The following is a 20,856-nucleotide window of genomic DNA, read 5'->3' on the forward strand; positions in this document are numbered from 1 at the left end:
TGCTTGATTATGTTTTAAGTAAGTATGGAAAAAATAGCTTATGAGCTGATTATTTTTTTATACTGTCTCAATATTAAAATTAAGTATTTTGGAACATATGTTTTTTTTAGAAGATTTAAGAAAGGCTGAAAACCATTGTAGGAATTGGTGGAGCCAGGGGGAATCGAACCCCCAACCTTTTGAATGCCATTCAAACGCTCTACCAACTGAGCTATGACCCCAATAAAAAGATAATTGTTTATACTCTAATAATAATACTAAATCTATAAGTTTTTTTATGTGTTGTGTTAAGATACTGTCATTGCGAGGAGATTCGGGAGTTTTTGCATGGCTCGTTTATGTCATTGCGAGCGAATGAAATGAGCGTGGCAATCCAGAAAAAATAATATGGATCCCGTGAATAAATCACGGGATAACAATTGGAAAACCAGTCTATGCGGGCAATGCCGCCACGGGTGACAGGAGGAAAAGGATCCACACAACAACTTCGTGGATGCAAAGCATTGACACGGCAATCTCGTCAAACATCCTAAGATTGCTTCGTCGCTACGCTCCTCGCAATGACGATTTGCTACTGACCTTGTTCCTTATCTTTCAACAACTTAATATCTCTGTGTGTAATTATTTTATCGATTATGCCGAATTTTTTTGCTTCTTCAGGTGACATAAAATTATCACGTTCCATGCTTTTTTCAACATGTTTTACATCTTGTCCAGTATGTTTACTATATAGACTATTAAGGATTTTTTTGATTTTCAATGTTTCTTGAGCATGAATTTCTATATCTGTTGCCTGACCTCGATAACCTCCTGATGGTTGGTGGATCATAACACGGCTATGCGGCAGGCTGTATCTCATTCCTTTCTCACCACCACAAAGTAAAAAGGACCCCATAGAACAAGCTTGACCGATACAAAGAGTAGCTACTTTAGGCTTGATATATTGCATAGTATCATAAATTGCAAGACCAGCTGTTACAACCCCGCCAGGAGAATTTATATACATATATATATCTTTCTCAGGATTTTCTGCCTCAAGGAACAATAATTGGGCAGTAATCAAATTTGCCATATGGTCTTCAATAGGACCACATACAAAGATTATACGTTCTTTTAATAACCTTGAATATATATCATAAGCACGCTCACCCCTAGAGGTTTGTTCAATTACTATCGGTACGTAGGACATTGGATATTTTTCCTTAAAGTTTTCGTTGGAAGGATATGTGTCATCCCGTGGAGGTGTTGCCCGCATGGATCGAAAAACGCCCTCGGTGTCATCTAGTTGCTTGGGAACTAGATCCAGAAAATAATAAAAAATACTAATTTTATGAGTATTTTTAACTGGCTCTAGTTCATAAATCACGGGATGACACCGAGGAGGTTGACTAACAATCCTACTTCTTACTATCTTCTAAAGCATTAGCAAGTATGTCACCCATATTGGTTGTATTATCGCTAGAGCCATATTCTTTAAGAGCCTTTTGACGCTCTGCTATTTTATAGGCTTTTATTGATAATAAAATTTTATTGGTTGACTTTTCGATAGAAGCAACTTTTGCTTCGATTTCTTGATCTACTGCAAACATTTCAGGTTTTTGTTCTTCTTTTTCATCTGATAAATCAGATTTTTTAATAAATCCTGCTGCTTTATCGTTTACTAATACTTCCAATCCATCGTCTTTGATTGCTGTCACAACAGCTTTAACTACTGTTCCTTTTTTATATTCATCAGCAATTCCTTGATATGGATTAGGAGTTAATTGCTTGATACCTAGACTAATTTGTTCTTTTTCAATATTGATTGTTAGAACTTTGCACTCTACTTCATCACCTTTTTTGTATGTTTTGAGTAACTCATTACCATTATCTTCCCAAGTAATATCACCCTCATGAATCATACCGTCTAAATTATCGCTAAGTGCAACAAAGATTCCAAAATCAGTAATGTTTCTAATTGGAGCTTTGATCACTGTTCCAACAGGATTAGTTTCAGCAAATTTTATTAAAGGATTTTGCTGGCATTGCTTAATACTTAAAGAAACACGATGTTTTTCTGTATCAACTTCTAACACCATAAATTCTACTTCTTGACCTATGGTAAGAGTCTTTCTAGGATTTTGATTAGATTTAAGCCAACTAATTTCACTTGAGTGAACAAGCCCTTCTAAACCATCCTTTAATTCAATAAATACACCATAATCAGCAAAATTTGTGACTTTTCCAGTCATTTTTTTACCGACAGGAAATTCTTCTTTAATTTTTTCCCATGGGTTATAATCAAGTTGTTTCATACCAAGAGATATTCTTTTTGTCTCTTCGTTAAACTTAATAACCATTACTTTAACTTTCTGATTAAATTCTAGCACTTCTGATGGGTGGTTAACTCTAGCCCAAGAAATATCAGTTAAGTGTAATAAGCCGTCAACACTACCAAGATCAATGAATGCACCGTAATCTGTAATATTCTTTACTGTTCCCTCAAGGATCATTCCTTCTTTGATTTTAGATAGCATCTCGTCTCTAGCTTCAGAACGTGATTCCTCTAATATAGCTCTTCTTGAAACAACTATATTACCAAGCTTTTTATCCATGCTTAGGATCTTAAATGGCTGTCTAATATTCATTATAGAGCTAGGATCTTTGATTGGTCTAACATCAACTTGGCTTCCTGGTAAAAACGCTACAACACCGGATAAATCAACAGTGAAACCACCTTTTACACGACCAAAAATTGTACCATCAACAAACTCACCTTTGCTACATATGAGTTCTAACTGACCCCATAATTCTTCTTTTATCGCTTTCTCACGGCTTAGGGTTTTGCCGCTATGTCCTTCAGTTTTTTCAATATAAACATCAACTAAATCACCAATCTCAGGTAATTTATGTGCCGGTGATAATAAAAATTCAGATTTAGGTATTCTACCTTCATTTTTTAATCCAACGTCAACAACCACTACTTCATTAATATCAACTACTTGACCTTTTACTACTGTTCCAGGTTTTATATGACTCGTATCAACAGTTTCAAGCATTTTAGAAAAATCATCTTCAAATTCATGATTAACTGCTGCAAGTTGTGGAACGAATCTTTGTTTTAATTTTGTTGTCATATTTTTCTCGTAAATATTAGTGGTGCTGAACTAATAGATAATCTTTTTAAAGGGTTAATAAAAAAGATATTTTCCAAATATCACTGTCATACCGTGGTGGCATTGCCTGGGTGGATCAGTTTCCCCTGTCATCCCGTGATTTATTCACGGGATCCAGTTAAAAATACTAATAAAATTAGTATTTTTTATTATTTTCTGGATCCCGTGGACAAGCCACGGGATGACACCGATCACGTTTTTCGTTCCACGCAGGCAATGCTCCATGTGGTCAAGCAACTAGATGACATTTCTATCTATAAGCAAGTTTGGAAAAATATCCTATAAATAAAATAAACTATAAGCACCAAGTTATTTTATTCTTTCAATATAAATTGCATTATTTGTTCTACAACCGATAAAGGTGAAAGCTTGGAAGTATCAATAATTAAAGCATCCAAAGCCGGTAATAAAGGTGCTACTTCTCGCTCTTTATCTCTTTTATCACGCAGAATTATCTGTTGTAAAATCTCGTCAAGTATACATGCTTTGCCTTTAGCTTGCAACTGTTTATATCGCCTCTCAGCTCTAACCTCAGGGTTTGCGGTTATAAATATTTTAAAATCGGCATTAGGTGCAACTATTGTCCCTATATCTCTACCCTCCATAAGAATTCGAGGTGTAGTATTAATTAACTTTACTAAATGCTTATTTAGATTATCTCTTACCTCAGCTATTACGGCAATTTGTGAAGCAACGCCTCCTATATTTTCATCCTCTAAGTCAAACTTATCTGTAATATTTATTTCTTTAGATAAGGAAATTACTTTATTGATATCTGTAATGTCTATTTTTTCTTTAATGCAATTAAAAGCAAGCTGCCTATAAACAATACTTGATTGAACATATTTTAAAGAAAATTTTTCAGCAAGCATAAACCCAATAGTACCTTTACCGGAAGCAGCAGGACCATCAAGTGCAATAACAAAATTTTGAGTAAAGTCTAAAGCTTTAGATTTTAAGTTTGTCATAAAAAATTTGTAGAATAGATAATAAAATACTATAAATAATGTAAATAAAGCTTGAAATCTACTATATTATACAATAAATATAGAACTTAACATTTACAAGGGTGATTAGCTCAGTTGGTTAGAGCATTACGTTGACATCGTAAAGGTCAGAGGTTCAACCCCTCTATCGCCCACCAGCATACAGTCAAGCTTTTTGTAATCTACTAATTTTACCTCCCTACTCCATATGCTCACTATATGCTCATCGCGTTTTTAAAAATGGTACTCTAATTCTCTTACTACCTTGACTAAACCTGATGTTTAAGTTGAGGTCTTATGCACACTATATGCTCATCACATTTTACTAATGATTGTGTAACACATGATCATGGTAATCAAAATTCAATCATTTTCTACAATTTTGTTGGTAATTTTATTCCTCCTGAATGGAGTAACCTATCCTCTAGTAATGGTAAAATTTTAAGTAAAACCTCAAGACAACTCCTATCTCTAATAGTCTTCCGCTTGCAAATCTACTATAACAATAGTATCGACGAACTTCAGGAAACCTATCATTTCTTTGAAGAACACTTAGGAGTTTGTCAAGAACGTGTCAGACAGTGCCTAATTGAATTAGAAAAGAGTGGTTTCATTAAGTTTTATAAAGCAACTATTATTAAATATGGTATTAAATGCCGCAATACTCCTTGTATTAAGCTGGCTAGAAATTTCCAGCCATTTTCTCAAAAAATTCTCAATGAAAATGAAAAAAATTTGGGCTTAACTCAAAATAAATTTGGGGTGAAACCCAAAGAAATTTTGCCTCAACCCCAAAAAAGTTTGGACCAGTACATATATATAGATAATAATAAAAATATATCTAATAAATCTAGATATAGCAAATCTATAATTTTTCAAAATGAACAAAATGAAACTGTTCAAAATCAACAATTACTACAATATTCACAACAACAAAAGCTTGCACAAGAGTTAAAATTCGCAACAACAAGATCGGCTAATAATCAGCAAGAGAGTGAAAATACCAAAACAGCCAAAAGTGATTTTATCGTTGGTCCATTACAGATTAATAAGGCATTGCAAGCAGTGCTTGATAAGGTGGATAAGGCAAGATGTAAGCAAATAGCATCACCAGCTAATAATGATTCAGCAGTAGAATCTGTAAAGAATAAAGGCTGGTTCAAAAGAAAAAAATTAATAGATTTCCATCCCTTAACTCAAGAAGAGGCCGATTTATTACAGGTAAAATCAAATCGAGAATTTAATCTTAATTTCATCAATAAGCTCTTATTGAAGCTAGCAGAACAATATCCAGAATATCATTTTGGTCATAAGAAAGTCCTACTGAACTATATGGCTAAAGCTTTAGCTCATGAGCTCAGAGAAACTACTAAAGCCAACAGCACTACATTTCAGTTTAAATCTAGCGATGTAAACAAAGCCAAAGACCGACATCTAGATAAGATAGAAAGTAGCCTTGATACTAGCAAGCAAGCTCAGCTAAAACGTAAAATTGTTGGTAGTTTTGATCCTGATACAGCTTATGAATTACTAAGTTCTTGCTACTTTATTGGGGTAGTAGGTAATAGCTATCAAATAAAATTGCTTAAAAACATTACGCTTTCAGAACATAGCCAAGATAAAATACTACAGCAAGTACGAATGATCTATGGCAGTAATATTGGGCAATTACAAATCATACCATTTGCTGAGCTTGAAGCTAAGCATAATAATACTGAAGATGAAAAACAAAATTACCTATTGCAGCTTAGCAAGCAATTAAATCCTAATTCAATATGGTACAGGGCACGGAAATTTCTTATTGAACGTTATAACCAATATATTGATTTTGGGGTATTAAGTAAATTAGTAGTGGTAGAGGAAGATATAGTCAACAACAAGGTAATCCTTAAATCAACAACGGCTTTTAATGATTACTATGTTAGAAATCGTCATATGCAAGATCTAGAAGAAGCTTTTAAGACTCAAGATTATTGCTTTGAATTAATCAAGTTTGAATATAACTAAGCTATTGTGGTAATTGATAATTTGTAATAACTACTTCATCAGATATTTTATTGTGCTCAGGCATAGAATATTTAACCTTAATAGTACTAATATTAAAATTTTTGTATAAGTTTCTAATAAAGGGAGTATTACTATTAGAAACCATTATTTTAACATTTTTATCATTGAGTTCTGTAGCAAAATCTTTAAGTCTCGTTTGCTCATTTTCATCAAAGGGTAATCTGGTATAAAACTTCTCACCTGATTTATGATAAGGAGGATCAAAATAAACAAAATCATCTTGTTGTGGTTCAATGAAAGAAAAATCCATAGCACAAATAGATGTGTCAGCTAAAAGCTGACTACACTGTTTTAATCGAGAAGCAATATCAGATTTACTATAGTTTCTACCAGAGAAAGTTTGAGCTGGCTTCCCATCAATATTAATCCGGTAAATGCCTTTAAATGAATATCTATTAAGATAGATAAATCTTGCAGTAATTTTTGCTGGGTCATTACTATCATTATTACTTCTAACTTGGTAATAATGCTCTTTGGAATGTTTTTCTTTATGAGAGTCTAATAGTTTACTGACCTTATCTGGATTCTTCTTTATTGCGTTATAGCTAGTTACTAGCTCTAGATTAATATCAGATAAATAGCATTGTTTAAATTTATCTCTAATTTGAAAAAATAAAGCCCCACCACCAAGGAATGGTTCATAGTAGTTATTCAGTGTTGATGGAAGAAACTTAATTAATTGATCGGCAATTTTTCTTTTACCACCAACCCATTGTAGGAATGGTTGTGATTTATCTGAGTTCTTTACTGACATGAAATTATTATTAAAATATTTATACTAAATTATAGTATAAAATAGGTTTAAATGCCAGCAAAATACTGTATTACAAGGGATTTTCAAGGAATTCTTGATGTTTTCTGTAACATCATTAATACTAGTTTTGATTTGTATGTAATAGACAAAGATCTGAGCTAACAAATAATAGTAATTTAGCTGTGTCTCATTTATGCAGCTCTTTATTAAATTGTGTAGAAATCTGTCAAAAAAGCTCTTAAATCCTCTGTACTTCATGGAATAGTTAGGATATCTGTCCTTGTTAAGAGCAGCCGTGGTGCAGTTCTAGTTCAGAGGTTAAATTAAAAACTACAAAATTTTAGCACTTTAACCTCTGAGCTGTTTTCTGAACTTTAACAGCAAGGAGATGCTATGACAATTAATAATCAAAATCAACCAAAAGATAATCATAATATTACTAAAACAAATTGGAATCTTCAATTATCTCCCATATCTGTCACATTAATACCATATCAGCAAGAAGAGAATATCATTAACTCGACGATCACAAATTATACTGATATAATTAAATATAAATTAGAGTTACAAGAAGCAAATAATAAATTGAAAGAATCTGAGTTATTTAAAAGAGATGTGGTGCAAAATATGGTACATGGATTAAAGATTCCATGTAATGGGATTTTTTCATTAGTAACAGCCCTTTATGAAATAGAGGATCATCCTGAAAAAAAGGATTATTTAGCTAGTGTGGTAAATTGTGCTGAAGAATTACTGGATTATTATAACAATATACTTAGTTATTTACAGAATAATTCAGGATTACCTCCTATAGTTTTTAATAAGTTTGATCCAAAACAGTTGGTAAATAAGATTATTGATAAAGCGATGCCAATAGCTCAACGTAAGGGATTAAATTTATCTTGTAATTTTCAGTATGATTTAACAAATGCTATAATTAGTGATACTTATCGAATAGGGGCAATATTAGAGCAGTTAATAGATAATTCTATTAACTTTACTAAAGAAGGTAAAGTTGTGGTAACAGTGAACATGTTTGCTATTAGTCCAGCCGTTTCAGAATCAGAACAACAAAACAGAGAAATGGTATTCCAATTTATGGTGCATGATAGTGGTGTTGGTTTGTCTAAAGAAATCAGGCAACATCTTCATGAAAAGATTGATAAATTTGATGTTGCTATGCAATATAATGGACTTGGATCAGGATTAAGTTTTGTAAAGCGTCTAATTAGTGAGCTAAATGGAGAGATTGAAGTAACAAGTGAAAAAGGTAAAAGTACTACTATTGTCTGTAATATACCAATTAAGTTACCTCTTCTTGATGATCTGATTTATGATACATAATGTTGATATTGATAAGGTTTTGATGATTATGTATTAACTAATAATGATGATTTTCTTGATTATTGTACTTCACTTGCTACACTTAAGTAAATTATAGTAAGGAAGGATATATGGCAAGAAGTCAAGAAAATCATCAAAAAACTATAGATCCTATTACAGGAAAGTTAAATTTACCTAAAGGTATAGATCTTGAGCTAGACAAAATAAAAATTACAGATCTATCAAATTGCCGATATAGTAAAAGGCTATTAACGAAGATCATGCTTATTAATAAGATGTCTAAGAACATGGTTGATCTTAATAAAATTAAAAAAGCAATTTATTTTGCTAAAAAGTATCATGGCAGGCAAAAGAGAGAAACAGGAGAATTCTATTACTCACATCCTTTAGAAGTAGCATACATGGTTTCTGATTATTTATTTAGAACAGATATCATAGTAACTAGCATATTGCACGATTGTATTGAAGATACATTACTTACTAAAGAAATGATAGTAAAAGAGTTTGGCTATAAAATCGCAGGTCAAGTTGAAGATTTAACACGAGTTAAAAAGGATAAAAAAATTAGTGCAGCAGAAGTGGTTAAAATATTATATCAGCAGAAGAAAAAAGAGTTGCTATTAATTAAGTTATTTGATCGGCTACATAATGTACAAACAATAGGAGCTAAAACCCATAAAAAAGAACAGAAAACAATTTTAGAAACTTTACAGGTCTTCTTAGCTCTTGCTACTTATCTCAAAATACCAAAAGTTGCAAGACAATTACACACACATTGTTTAAATATAACTACAAATTACAAAAAATTAAATTTATATAATAACACAGTCCCATTCTCTCCTCTTACTCCACAATAACGGTAAATTGTTATTATGCAATAAATATCTTTAATAGTCCGTCCGCCAAAACTCTACAAGCCTTGTAGGCAATAGGGTTGTAAGGCAAAAAGTAATAGTAAAATCCATAAAAAAATGAAGGGTTTTATATCAAAAGCTTATGGAAATAAGAAAAAATCGCAATGGGAAAATTGAGTGCGTTTTGGAAAATATGGTGTTTTTTTGATACAAAAATTTGAAATCAGCCATCAAAATCATAGTAATTTGCTCTAAAATCGCACTATTTTTGGGAATTAGTGCCTAAAGCGATATTTTCTTAAGTTTTAGCGGACGGACTTAATACTCTTTATTATACCTAATTGAATTTACTTAACTATAGAATGCTATTCAATTTTATTGCAGTGATGCTTTAATAGTTTTCTCTTGATTGTTAAGATAATTTAATTTATTGTTAAGATGTAATTTCTCTGCTTGTTGTTTAGCTTTACCACAATATTCCAAAGCTTTGTTGAAATCGCCTTTGCTAAAATAAGCATCTGAATAAGTTATATAAAAAAGCATTTTTATCATGTAATCAGATGTTTGCTCAATTAAGTTATTGTATTTATTAAACTCTATTATTACTTTATCCACTTGGTTAGTTAAAATAAGTAGTTGTCCATACAATCTAATTGATAATAAAAAACCTTTAGTTCTATTAGCTGCCTTAAATAAAATCATTGATTCTTGAATTGATTTAATAGCATTCTCTATTTCTAGTGTATTTATATTAGTTTTATCTGTTTTTTTACTTTTCTCTAAGACAAGATTGGCTTTATGATACACTAATCTTGCCTTCAATATTTTCATATCATTGTCTTTTTCTGAATTATTTATTTTTATATTATTGTACTCATCAAATGCTTTATTTAGTTTTTCTTCAGCCTCATGATAATTACCGATTTTATAAAAATATGCTGAATATAAGGCTAGCATTTCACATTTTAACATTTCTAAGCCGTCAATTTTCTGCAAATATGCATTAACCTGATCAAGTATCTTTAGAAAATCTTTATACTTTTCTTGATAATAGTAGATTGTAGCCACCATCAAATCCATTGTCACAAGATTTTCATTATATTTATCCTGAAATTGAGTTTTAAAGTGCTGACTAGTTTCAATAATTTGTTGAAAAGAATTAGTTAGTTTAAATTCTTGCTCATTATCTATAAAAAATTGTAATAGGGATTCAAACCACCTGAAATTTAAGGTAGGATACATATTATTGTTTTGATTTAGTATCTGATTGAACTGATGACGTAAAACTGTTTGTACTAGACGATGGACGGAAATATTATTATCGTCATCATAATTGATCATGGAATATTGCCATAATAGAGCAATATGTTTATTTAATGTTAATTCTGGCGATGATAAATCAGGATGAGCAGTTTGCAGCCATGTAAGCAATAGTTTTCGAGAGATTTTGTCTGGTGCTAAGTAAGCACATACTATTAAAAGTTCAATAGCTATTGGTGGTTCATTGTTAATTCTAGTATCTCTAACAATTTCATCTAAGGTAATGTTCCAGGTTACTGCCACTGGGTAACTATAATTATTTGTCTCTTCTAAAAAAGAATTATCTGATAATAATTCTGATTCATACTTCTTGTAAAGGCCTAAATATTCTGGAATAGTAATATGTTTTTGCTTAATATAAGTACTAGCTTGTACTAGTGCTAAGGGTAAATATCCTAAAATTTCTACTAATTCCCTTATAGCATTTTCTTCTTCTAATGCCACATTTCGCTGTATTAAAGTCTTTATTGTTTTAATAGATTCTTCTTCTGTCATGACGTCAATGGGCAATATTGAAAATTTTGTTGGCCAATGACGTTGACGAGTTGTTAAAATTACATGTCCCCCAGTTTCTGGTAAAAATGGTGCAATTTCACGATAGTTATTTACGTTATCATAAATTAAAAGCCATCCTGGATTATCAACTAGCCATTGTTTAACATAAGCGATAATGTTTTCTTTTGTATAGATGTTTTCTGTATATCCTAATAGCTTAGCGAATTCAATATATTTATTATACAAATCATCAATGTTCTCTGCAGGAAACCAAGCTTTAAATGTATACGGATGTTTTGTGTGCGTGACATATTGCAAAGTTAATTGTGTTTTTCCAATTCCTCCAAGTCCAGCACATGCACTAATTGCCACATTACTTATTCCTTCTGGTGTATGATTCTGACGTAATTTATTGTGTAAATTATTCAATAATTTTTCTCTACCAACAAAAACGTTATCTTGTCTAGGTATATTCCAAGTAGTCACATTCTTAGGAAATATTATTGATTCTTGTGGTTTAAGGTAAGGCATTTCTGCTTTTTGACTTTTAACCGTTGTTCTAACAGCTGGGTCAAATATTAAAAGATAAGTACCACAAATAATCAAAACCAATACACCAACTATTGGTAAATAAATATTCCTAACTTTAGCTTGAATATTTTTGTCTGTCAAATAGGAGTGAGGGGCAACTAAACTAGTCTGATTTGACATAATATTATTATATCTTTCCCTGAACTTAACAATAATATTCTCTACATTTGTATTAGAAAAAACTTTTGTGATAATTTCTAAAAAAATAAAATGATATTGTTTGGATAGAGAAAGATTAATATATTCAAAATTAGTTCGCTTAGGTAAAAATTCTAAACCTTGTTTTTCCTGTGTTGTAAGGAAAAATACTTTAGATATATCCTGATCATTAGACATAACAATAGATTGTCGTTTAGGTATATTAGTTTTATTTACAGATAAAACATAGATAGTACATTGCTTTTTATCTTCGCCATGTGTCCCCTTATGCATGAGAACTATAGGAACATTATCAGAATATTCTCGCAGTTCTATAAAAACTGTTATGCCTACAAGTTGTAAATCCCTACGTATCTTATAAATCATCCAGTTTAAATCATTGTTTCCTAGCATCTGCAAAACAATAAAAAAAGATATATTATAAGGCTTTGTTAATATTAAAATTTCCTTTAAGTTTTTTTTAAATTCTTGTTGAATTAATAAACTTAAATAGTAACTTTGTATTAGTTTATATTTATCGGACTTTTCCATAAAGTTTATAATGCCCTCTCGAACATTTGTTCCTATTTTCCGTTTGATGTTAGAAATATGACTTTCAATAGTTCTTGTCTCAACCTGTTTATCCTCATTTGATAAAAAATTAGCTACTCCTTTTATGTTCTTCCCATGCATAATGCATGCTATTACATCTATTTCTCTTGATGTAAATCTAATATTGTTAATTACACGTAAATGTTTTTCATATATTTCTTGCGGACACATAGTCTTTATCTTCCATAAAATCTAATTTATTTAAACTATTATTATTCTATAAGGTTAAAAGACATCGTCATATATGGATCAGTCAAAAATGCCTTCTCTCACATGATCGCTTCTCTTATCAATTACCAGTTACTACCTAACAAACCGTCTATCGACTCTTTCCTTAATTCTTGACTTATTTTAATTCGCTATTCACGTTAAATTATATAATTGTCCTAATAGGATACATTTAAATAACAATCACTCGCTATAACCAATCCTGCCTAAGAGGCTGTCTTGAAAGTGGATTGATAACAACAATAATACACTAATTCATAACAAACAGTTTAAAATCTATATAAAAAACAGTAATTTTGCTAAAACATGTAAATTTTTTAGACATAAAATAGTACTAAAAAAGTAACATGTTGAAGTACTATGTAATTAGATAATTAGTCTTTCAAGACAGGTTCTAAGTCAGATCTCAGTTTACTGTTCTTTAAATAATTACTTACTTGATTCCAGTTAATTATTTGTTCTAACTTAAGTACATTATCTTTACTTAATCTGTCTCTTCCAACAACTGTAAATATATCCATTCTAATAATTCTTAATGATTATAATCTCTTCATTAATATCTCTTTCTTATTATTGACTACTTAATTCAGTTATTTTCAGAGGTCTTTAATAGATAAATTTTTACATTAATATCTACGTGTTTTTTACTTATGTATAATACTTACTGTTTTTTTAAGAGTTGTAATAATTCTAATTTAAGTTTTAATACATTCTACCAAATTAGTAAGGTCAGGGAGTTAAATATTGTACTTAAGTTACTGTAAAATAATCAGCTTTTTCCCTCCATAAATTTAAAAGTAAAGTTCCAAGAGTTATATCTCTTTATGGAGTTTAGTGTACTAATGTGGAGTTAATAGTTAATTACAGGGATCAAAAGCTGATTATTTTATAACAAACGTATTATAATTTATTATAAATGTTAATTATGCAAGGTATAAATACTAATGATTTACATAATATCATAGCTGCTATTAGCACTAAACTATATAAAGCTAATATAGCTGCTGAAATACATTACAGATTAAAATCTCCTTGTTCTGTTTTAAAGAAGATATTTAAAAAAGCTACCACTGTGAAAGAATTGAAGGACCTAATTGCTTTTAGGATTATAGTTAATAAAAAAGAAGACTGTTATAAAGTATTAGATATTATTTACAATATTTATTCTGTTGATGTAAAGAAGTTTAAAGACTATATTACTAATCCTAAGGATAATGGCTACCGTTCCTTACATGTCATAATTAATATCTATAAACGTAATATAGAAATACAAATACGTAGCAGAGAGATGCATAATATAGCAGAATTTGGTACAGCAAACCACGATGAATATAAAAAGACACAGGAAACAAGATTAAGAAAGTTACTCTCTAATTATAGGTTTAATACAGCTTATATTAATATTAACATCAATAATGCCTATAATATTTTGAGTCGATTTAATTGGACTATGTCACAACTCCTTGCATATGAGCAGATACTTGAGAATCTTTGTCATCATTTGGATTGCCGTAACGGAACATGCGAAAAGCGAAAAGTGGACTATCCATCGGATGGCTTTTAGCTGATACGCAATTTTGCTAAATGCGAAACTCCTGAAAGTGTTATGTGTATTAATATCAGCGAACTGTTGAAAAAGTATTTTTGTAGTCATTTTGTTTGTATAAACCACTGTAGTTTTGATAAATAAGCATATATAGTATAACTTTTAATTTATTTTACTATAATGTATTTAAATTACTTAAAACTTTTTCAACAGTCCCATTAAGATAATGGACGTTAATTATTTAATTTTTGATCAAAAATATTTTTGCCGATTTTAGTCCAGTGATCTTGGATATTAGGATTTTGTATTAATTTTTCTTTTAAAGAAACAAAAGCTCCTAGTAAACTGTTAGTGGGTAAATCATCAAGTTTAGCTTTAACAACTAAGCCGCCGATTTCAATTAAACGACGAGTACGAGCTTTTCTTTCTTGAATTTTAAGTCTTGCTTCTTCAGTAATAATTTGAGTTTTTTTTTGTTCTAATTTCAATCTACGTTTTATGACATTATCCATATAGATAGTTTTCATTTTTTATTGTTATAATCATCATGAATCATCAATAAATTGTGGAAGTCAACTTCATAATTATAAGTGCTACAGAAATTCTACAAATTTTTTTCTAAAACAGACTAATGTTGGATACAACTCTAAGATTGCATAGTCTAAGATTAGTGATGGAATAAAAAAGCCATTCAAGATCAAGATAATCCCCATACCTAACCGAACCAGCAAAACTAAGATCAATAAAGACAAATATTTAGTTAAGGAACGTAAGCAACAAAGGTTTCAAAACTTACGCTATGTTATAGCAAATATGCTAAAAACTCTTATTACACAGCAATGTTTTATAGTGAAGCACTTCATAATATCCCTTAATTCATGGGCATTATATCAAACATAGCGTAAGTTTTGGTTTAACAAAGCTCTTTAGAGCGAGGTTAACGCAATATATAAACCTGAAGGTTTATTATTTGCTTATTTGTGCTGATTCAATGGATGATGAAAAACATTCATGCTAATGTAATGCAGGATTGTAATAATCATAAGAAGAATCATGGCAATACAGTTTGCAAGAATAGAAATAGTGAGTAGGAGTTCAGGAGGAAATGCTTGCCTGAAAGCTGCCTATAATGCCAGGCTGATTATTAAAGATGAGAGAACTAACGTTACTTATAATTTTAGCAAAAAAGGCGATAATGTTTACCATGCAGTATTATTGCCTAATTATGTAGATAAAAGATTTAAAGACCCAAGGGTCTTGATGAATGAAGTAGAACGTCTAGAGACAAGAAAAAATAGTCAATTATTAAAAGATATAGTTATAGCACTGCCTGATGATAAAGAGCTAGATTTAAATGATAGGATAGCCATTACTCATGAAATAATCGAAGAGATGGGGTGGGTAAAGAATGGTCTAGGAGTTCAAATTGATATTCATCAGCCACATGATGGAGATAAGAATTGGCATGCCCATTTGCTTGTTACTACCAGAAGATTCACAGAAGATGGTAAATCTTTAGGAGCTAAGGCAGTAGATTTAAATCCTAAATTTGCCAAAGTTAAGGGCAAAGCATTCATTATCCCAGAGGAGGAAATAATACATAAGAGAGTTAAAGAAGTAATCAATAAATATTTTGCTAAGTTAGGTTTAGAAATCCAAGTAGACCCGATAAGTTTTATGCCTCAGCAGCATGTTGGTCCTACTAGAATGCGAAGTATTATCAATGAAATAGCTGAGCAAAATAAAATATGTAAATTAGCTCATCTGGAAATTATTAAAAATAGTGATGGAGTGTTAAATCGTATTATTCGTCATCAAGCTATTTTTACTAAATTGGATATAGAAAAAGCAATAAAAGAGATTCCAGAAGAAGTAGAAAAGTCAAAACTAATAAGGGAGGTATTAAATTCAGATAGGCTGGTAAAACTATATAATGAAGATGGCACGGATACTAAATACTATACTACTAAAGACATAAGGGATGAAGAATTAAGGTTACTTAGAATAGCATATAAGGTAAATAACCAGATTCATTTTAATAATATTATTAAGCTTAAAAGTGCTATCGATAATCTTGCAAGTGTTAATGAAGCACAAAGAGAAAGTCTACAGCATATTTTAATTAATAATCAAGGGATTAGGATTTTACAAGGTAGAGCCGGTACCGGTAAGTCACAAGTACTTGTGCAGGCTTATAAAATTGCCACTAATCATGGGCAAAATATTATAGGGCTTAGTCCTACTCATAAAGCAGCATCAGAGCTTAAAAGTAAAGGTTACCGGCAATGTTATACAGTAAAAGGATTTTTATTTAAATTATATAATGGCAAAGCTGATCTACCAAGAAATAGCCTGCTAGTAGTAGATGAAGCAGGGATGGTAGGTAATAGTGATTATTTAGAATTACTAAAAGTAGCAAGGAGTAACAATTGTAATCTAATACTGGCTGGAGATGAGAGACAACTCACTTCCGTTGAGCGAGGAGGAATGTTTGCAGTATTGGCTAGTAAATTTGGCTCATATGAGTTAAGTAGAATTAGAAGACAGAGTAAAGCATGGGCAAGAGAAATGGCTTCATGCTTTGCAAGATCAGATATTACTGGTGGCTTGCGTTTACTTGCACAACATGATGGTTTAAAGATTGATCATACGCTAGAAGAATCAATGGCAAGATTAATTAATGATTGGAGCAACAGCAAATTTGCTCTAAATGAGCGTTTAATAATTACCATGCGTAATGCTGAAGTAGATAGTATTAATCAAGGCATCAGGGAGTTACTAAAAGCTAGAGGCTTACTTACCGGTAAAGAATATAGACGTTATCTATCATCTGAAAAGCATGAAGATTATATGGCAGGAGATCGTATTTTGTTTAAAAGTACAAATAAAGATTTACAAATAGAAAATGGTGAATTTGCAACGATAACTTCAGTAAGTAATGATAAATTTATTGCTAAAACAGATAGCGGGAAAGAAATAGAATTTAATCCTCAAGATGTAAGCTTTAAACATGGCTATGCTTCTACAGTGTATAAAGCACAAGGAGCCTCAATTAAAAATGTCTATGTATTACATAATTTAGCAGGAAATAGCAGAAATTCTTATGTAGCCATGACTAGACATATAGAAGAGGTAAAACTTTACTATAATAGGAAGGCTACCAGGAATATGGCCAGTTTAATATCGCAACTTAGCAAAATAGATAATAGGCTATCTAGCATTAATTTTAAAACTTTAGAAGAATTAGTAGCGATTCAAGATCAAGAGAATAAGAGTCCTAATATTATAGATAAAGTAGGTGATTGGTTTAAAGGGGTAGTAGAAGATATTAAGGATAGATTACACAGTAATGATAACTATTACCACTTAAGAGTGAGATCAAGATCATCTGCTAAGGTAGCAGAAATCCTAAGAAGCACTAGCACAAATTTTGCCACAAGCCATAAAGCCCAAGAAGAGCGAAAAAGCTCTTCTTATAACCTTACGAATTGTAATAAACAAGATACAACAATAAGTGTTAAATTACAAGAGGATATTATGGCAAAGAATAAAATAGATTATAATGCTATTAATAAACAAAAAGCAGTAGAATTAAAGCAACGATTATCATTTAAAGCGGAAGAAATAGGTAGAAATTTGCTAGGCAGTCCAAATAACCACTTATCGAGTAGTCACATATTACGCTGGGGAAAAGATGGTAAGATAGCGATGAAGATAAATGGCAGTAAAGCTGGCAGATGGTATGATTTTAGTAAAGGAGAGGGAGGAGATTTATTTACCTTAGTACAAAGAGAAAAAAATTGTGATTTTGTAGAAGCTAAGAAATATTTACAAGATATGGTTGGTATATCAAACAATAGCAAGTTATTAGAAGATAAGATAAAAGAGCAATTTGACCAAAAAGTTAAGAATCAAGATCAACAAGCGAAATATGCTGAAATATCTAAGATAAAGAGAGCTGAAGAATTATATGAAAAATCAGATTCTATAATCTATACGACGCCAAATAATATAGCAAAAAAATATTTATTAGAACATCGTGGAATTAAAAAAATATTAACAGGATATCAACTAAATAATGATCTTAGAACCAATATGATGTGGGACAGTAATAGCAAACAATATTATCCTGCATTAATTGCTTTTGCTAGAAATAAAGATGGTAATATTACCGGTGGACAATCAATTTATTTAAACAAAGAAACAAATAATAAAGCTGATATTGAGGTTAATAAACGTTCATTTGGTAGAATCAGAGGTTCTTTTGTTGAGATTAATAAAACTAACGAACAGCAGAACGTACAAAGCAGGAACGTACAAAGCAGTAAAGATGGCAATAATTCAGTTAGTAATATAACGATTATAGCAGAAGGGGTAGAGACCGCTTTAAGTATTAGGGAAGCTGGTATTAAAGGCAAAATTCTTTGTAGTTTAGGTGTAAGTAACATTAGGAACTATGAGCCTATCAAAGGAGAAAGAATAATAATTGCTGCCGATAATGACGGCAAAGACGCAGTATCAGTTAATACTGTAATTAAAGCACAGGAAGAATTAATTAGGCAAGGAGCGACGGTAGCAATAATACGACCACCAGAAAAAGGCGATTTTAATGATATGTTAAAATCCCAAGGAGCAGAATCTATAAACAAGCTTATAGAAGCTGAAATAGCAAAATTAACAGCAGCTAGCAAAGTAACAGAACTTAAATCATCCTTAAAAGCAAGTGATGATAGAAAATCACAAATTAAATCTATAGAATTATTATTTTCAAAATTTGCAAATAACGATAATAACGGACTAAATAATTTGCAGCAACAGCAAATAAAAGCTCTAGCAAAGTTTGGCACAGCAGAAAATATCGATACTGCTTTACAAATCTACAGAGAAAAAGGTATAGATTCTTGTACTGCTTATAGTAACAAGATTTGCATAGCAGCAATAGAGCAGAAGATACAGAAAGATTTACAAATTATGCAGAATAAATTTGATCCTAATTATAATCTTGGTGATAAAAAATTTTGTGATATAGTAGTACATGATTTTCAAGGCAAAAGCCATCTCGTCCCTGAAGATTACTTAAATGCCATAGGAAGAGATAAACAAGTAATGCAATATATAAGTCCAAGCTCAGAAATAGGTAAAGAAATAAGAAGTGCGGTAAAGCAAGTATCTGAGATCAAGCTAAATCAAGGAATAAGAGTTTAGAGTGTAGTGTAATAATATTTTATCAAGTTAAAAAATATAAATATATGAGTGAACAAGGAAACCTGCTGGGTGATCCAGATAAGGATAAGAAGAAAGCTAAGCATGATAAGATATTTCGTAAGGCACTAGAGAATCCTCTAGTTGCCCATGAATTCTTTAATGCACATTTGCCCCCAAATATTAAAAGTTTAATAGATTTTCCTAGTTTAGCAATGGAAAATACCACTTTTGTAGAAAGCTCTTTAAAAGATTCTATCTCTGATGTTTTATTCTCATGCAAATTTGATAAACAAGACGGATACTTATTTTTGCTTGTCGAGCATCAATCAAAAGCAGATCATTTTATGGCTTTTAGGTTATTTAAATATATGATTAATATTTGTGAGCGATATTTAATACAAAATCCTAAAGCTAAGACTTTACCATTAATATACCCGATGATATTTTTCAATGGTCAGGAAAAATATAATGTTGCAAGGAATTTGTGGGATTTATTTACTAATAACAAATTAGCAAAAGAATTATGGATTAATGATTACCAGTTAGTGAACGTCCATGAAATTCCTGATGAAGAGTTTAAACAAAGGATATGGTCAGGGATATTAGAATTTTTTCTCAAACATATACATGAGAGAGAGTTGTTAAAAAGATGGCAAGAAATATCAGATATATTACCGGAATTAACCAAAATAACGATAGGTTATGATTATCTAGAAATGATATTATATTATACATTGACGAAGATAGAGCAAGCTGATAAAATAAAGCTAAAGAATTTATTATCAACAAAGTTAAATCCGGAAATAGGGACAAGGCTTATGAGAAGTTTAGCAGAGCATTGGCAACAAGAAGGGAAAGAAATAGGTATTCTTGAAGGCTTACAAGTTGGTGAGGCTAAAGGTATCCAAATTGGTGAAGCTAAAGGTATCCAAATTGGAAAAGCTGAAGGTATCCAAATTGGAAAAGCTGAAGGTAAAGCTGAAGGTAAAGCTGAAGGGGAATATAATAAAGCAGTAGAGGTAGCAAAGAAAATGTTAACTCAAGGTTGTAATGTTTCTTTAATTTCTAGTGTAACCGGTCTTGATGAAGCTTTTATTAGTTCTTTAGAGTAAACATATTTCTTGTAAAATTTACTCTGCTGTTTGAAAAATAATTTATAAAAAATTCTGAAATGACAAAAAAGTTTTTTATACACAGCTTACCTCTAAAACTCGTATACTAAATTAGTCCGTCCGCCAAAACTCAAAAAAATATCACTTGTGGCACTAATTTCCAAAAACAGGGCAATTTTAGAGCAAATTACTATGATTTTGAGGGCTAATTTTAAATTTTTGTATCAAAAAACACACTATGTCCCAAAACGTACTCAATTTTCTCGTTGCCATTTTTTTGTATTTCCATAAGCTTTTGATATAAAACCTTTCATTTTCTTATGGATTTTACTATTACTTTTTGCCTTAAAACCTAGTATCTATAAGGTCTGTAGAGTTTTGGCGGACGGACTAAATTAGCGATTTAAAGGGGCATTATAGTAGGATTTTTCTTTATAAGGTAATCCCCT

Annotated in this window: 12 protein-coding genes and 2 tRNA genes; 7 read left to right on the forward strand and 7 right to left on the reverse strand. The window is 30.9% G+C overall.

Going from position 1 to position 20,856, the window contains the following annotated elements; genetic code table 11:
• Positions 1-145: 145 nt before the first annotated feature.
• From RBE_RS02105 to cmk, 4 genes are all read right to left on the reverse strand, one after another.
• Positions 146-221, reverse strand: a tRNA-Ala gene (locus RBE_RS02105).
• Between the two features lie 350 nt (positions 222-571).
• Positions 572-1,189, reverse strand: a complete 618-nt coding sequence (gene clpP / locus RBE_RS02110) for an ATP-dependent Clp endopeptidase proteolytic subunit ClpP (protein ID WP_041804794.1) — start codon at positions 1,187-1,189, stop codon at positions 572-574.
• 208 nt (positions 1,190-1,397) lie between these two features.
• Positions 1,398-3,116, reverse strand: coding sequence for a 30S ribosomal protein S1 (locus tag RBE_RS02115; protein ID WP_011477102.1), 1,719 nt, complete (start codon positions 3,114-3,116; stop codon positions 1,398-1,400).
• A gap of 353 nt (positions 3,117-3,469) precedes the next feature.
• On the reverse strand, positions 3,470-4,123 hold the full coding sequence (cmk, locus tag RBE_RS02120) for a (d)CMP kinase (RefSeq protein ID WP_011477103.1): 654 nt from the start codon (positions 4,121-4,123) through the stop codon (positions 3,470-3,472).
• A 99-nt stretch (positions 4,124-4,222) separates the two neighbouring features.
• Here cmk and RBE_RS02125 point away from each other — a divergent pair.
• Both RBE_RS02125 and RBE_RS02130 read left to right on the forward strand, forming a co-directional pair.
• Positions 4,223-4,299, forward strand: a tRNA-Val gene (locus RBE_RS02125).
• Positions 4,300-4,438: 139 nt separating this feature from the next.
• Complete coding sequence (locus tag RBE_RS02130; RefSeq protein WP_008579937.1) at positions 4,439-6,148, forward strand: hypothetical protein; 1,710 nt, start codon at positions 4,439-4,441, stop codon at positions 6,146-6,148.
• A gap of 1 nt (position 6,149) precedes the next feature.
• Here RBE_RS02130 and RBE_RS02135 read toward each other — a convergent pair whose 3' ends face one another.
• Complete coding sequence (locus tag RBE_RS02135) at positions 6,150-6,962, reverse strand: DNA adenine methylase (RefSeq protein WP_011477104.1); 813 nt, start codon at positions 6,960-6,962, stop codon at positions 6,150-6,152.
• Positions 6,963-7,355: 393 nt separating this feature from the next.
• On the opposite strand from RBE_RS02135, the gene RBE_RS02140 reads away from it, so the two are divergent.
• Together RBE_RS02140 and RBE_RS02145 are read left to right on the forward strand one after the other, a co-directional pair.
• Positions 7,356-8,306, forward strand: coding sequence for a sensor histidine kinase (locus RBE_RS02140; RefSeq protein ID WP_008579934.1), 951 nt, complete (start codon positions 7,356-7,358; stop codon positions 8,304-8,306).
• 110 nt (positions 8,307-8,416) lie between these two features.
• Complete coding sequence (locus RBE_RS02145; protein ID WP_008579933.1) at positions 8,417-9,163, forward strand: HD domain-containing protein; 747 nt, start codon at positions 8,417-8,419, stop codon at positions 9,161-9,163.
• A 372-nt stretch (positions 9,164-9,535) separates the two neighbouring features.
• Here RBE_RS02145 and RBE_RS02150 read toward each other — a convergent pair whose 3' ends face one another.
• The gene (locus RBE_RS02150; protein WP_011477105.1) at positions 9,536-12,487 is read right to left on the reverse strand and encodes an NB-ARC domain-containing protein; all 2,952 of its coding nucleotides are present in this window, start codon (positions 12,485-12,487) and stop codon (positions 9,536-9,538) included.
• A 982-nt stretch (positions 12,488-13,469) separates the two neighbouring features.
• Between RBE_RS02150 and RBE_RS02155 the strand changes: the two genes are divergently transcribed.
• Complete coding sequence (locus tag RBE_RS02155) at positions 13,470-14,108, forward strand: bifunctional (p)ppGpp synthetase/guanosine-3',5'-bis(diphosphate) 3'-pyrophosphohydrolase (protein WP_228368755.1); 639 nt, start codon at positions 13,470-13,472, stop codon at positions 14,106-14,108.
• Positions 14,109-14,323: 215 nt separating this feature from the next.
• Here RBE_RS02155 and RBE_RS02160 read toward each other — a convergent pair whose 3' ends face one another.
• Entirely contained in the window at positions 14,324-14,617 is a 294-nt protein-coding gene (locus tag RBE_RS02160) for a conjugal transfer protein TraD (RefSeq protein WP_008579929.1), read from the reverse strand.
• Positions 14,618-15,143: 526 nt separating this feature from the next.
• On the opposite strand from RBE_RS02160, the gene RBE_RS02165 reads away from it, so the two are divergent.
• Together RBE_RS02165 and RBE_RS02170 are read left to right on the forward strand one after the other, a co-directional pair.
• Entirely contained in the window at positions 15,144-19,295 is a 4,152-nt protein-coding gene (locus RBE_RS02165; protein WP_011477106.1) for an AAA family ATPase, read from the forward strand.
• 44 nt (positions 19,296-19,339) lie between these two features.
• Entirely contained in the window at positions 19,340-20,407 is a 1,068-nt protein-coding gene (locus RBE_RS02170) for an Rpn family recombination-promoting nuclease/putative transposase (RefSeq protein ID WP_011477107.1), read from the forward strand.
• Positions 20,408-20,856 lie beyond the last annotated feature (449 nt).

Source organism: Rickettsia bellii RML369-C (genome assembly GCF_000012385.1).
Taxonomy (GTDB): Bacteria; Pseudomonadota; Alphaproteobacteria; order Rickettsiales; family Rickettsiaceae; genus Rickettsia; species Rickettsia bellii.

Excerpts from the sequence above, each read along its gene's own strand:
- clpP (WP_041804794.1), bottom strand. The coding sequence starts at position 1,189 with ATGTCCTACGTACCGATAGTAATTGAACAAACCTCTAGGGGTGAGCGT.
- RBE_RS02115 (WP_011477102.1), bottom strand. The coding sequence starts at position 3,116 with ATGACAACAAAATTAAAACAAAGATTCGTTCCACAACTTGCAGCAGTT.
- cmk (WP_011477103.1), bottom strand. The coding sequence starts at position 4,123 with ATGACAAACTTAAAATCTAAAGCTTTAGACTTTACTCAAAATTTTGTT.
- RBE_RS02130 (WP_008579937.1), top strand. The coding sequence starts at position 4,439 with ATGCACACTATATGCTCATCACATTTTACTAATGATTGTGTAACACAT.
- RBE_RS02135 (WP_011477104.1), bottom strand. The coding sequence starts at position 6,962 with ATGTCAGTAAAGAACTCAGATAAATCACAACCATTCCTACAATGGGTT.
- RBE_RS02140 (WP_008579934.1), top strand. The coding sequence starts at position 7,356 with ATGACAATTAATAATCAAAATCAACCAAAAGATAATCATAATATTACT.
- RBE_RS02145 (WP_008579933.1), top strand. The coding sequence starts at position 8,417 with ATGGCAAGAAGTCAAGAAAATCATCAAAAAACTATAGATCCTATTACA.
- RBE_RS02150 (WP_011477105.1), bottom strand. The coding sequence starts at position 12,487 with ATGTGTCCGCAAGAAATATATGAAAAACATTTACGTGTAATTAACAAT.
- RBE_RS02155 (WP_228368755.1), top strand. The coding sequence starts at position 13,470 with ATGCAAGGTATAAATACTAATGATTTACATAATATCATAGCTGCTATT.
- RBE_RS02160 (WP_008579929.1), bottom strand. The coding sequence starts at position 14,617 with ATGAAAACTATCTATATGGATAATGTCATAAAACGTAGATTGAAATTA.
- RBE_RS02165 (WP_011477106.1), top strand. The coding sequence starts at position 15,144 with ATGGCAATACAGTTTGCAAGAATAGAAATAGTGAGTAGGAGTTCAGGA.
- RBE_RS02170 (WP_011477107.1), top strand. The coding sequence starts at position 19,340 with ATGAGTGAACAAGGAAACCTGCTGGGTGATCCAGATAAGGATAAGAAG.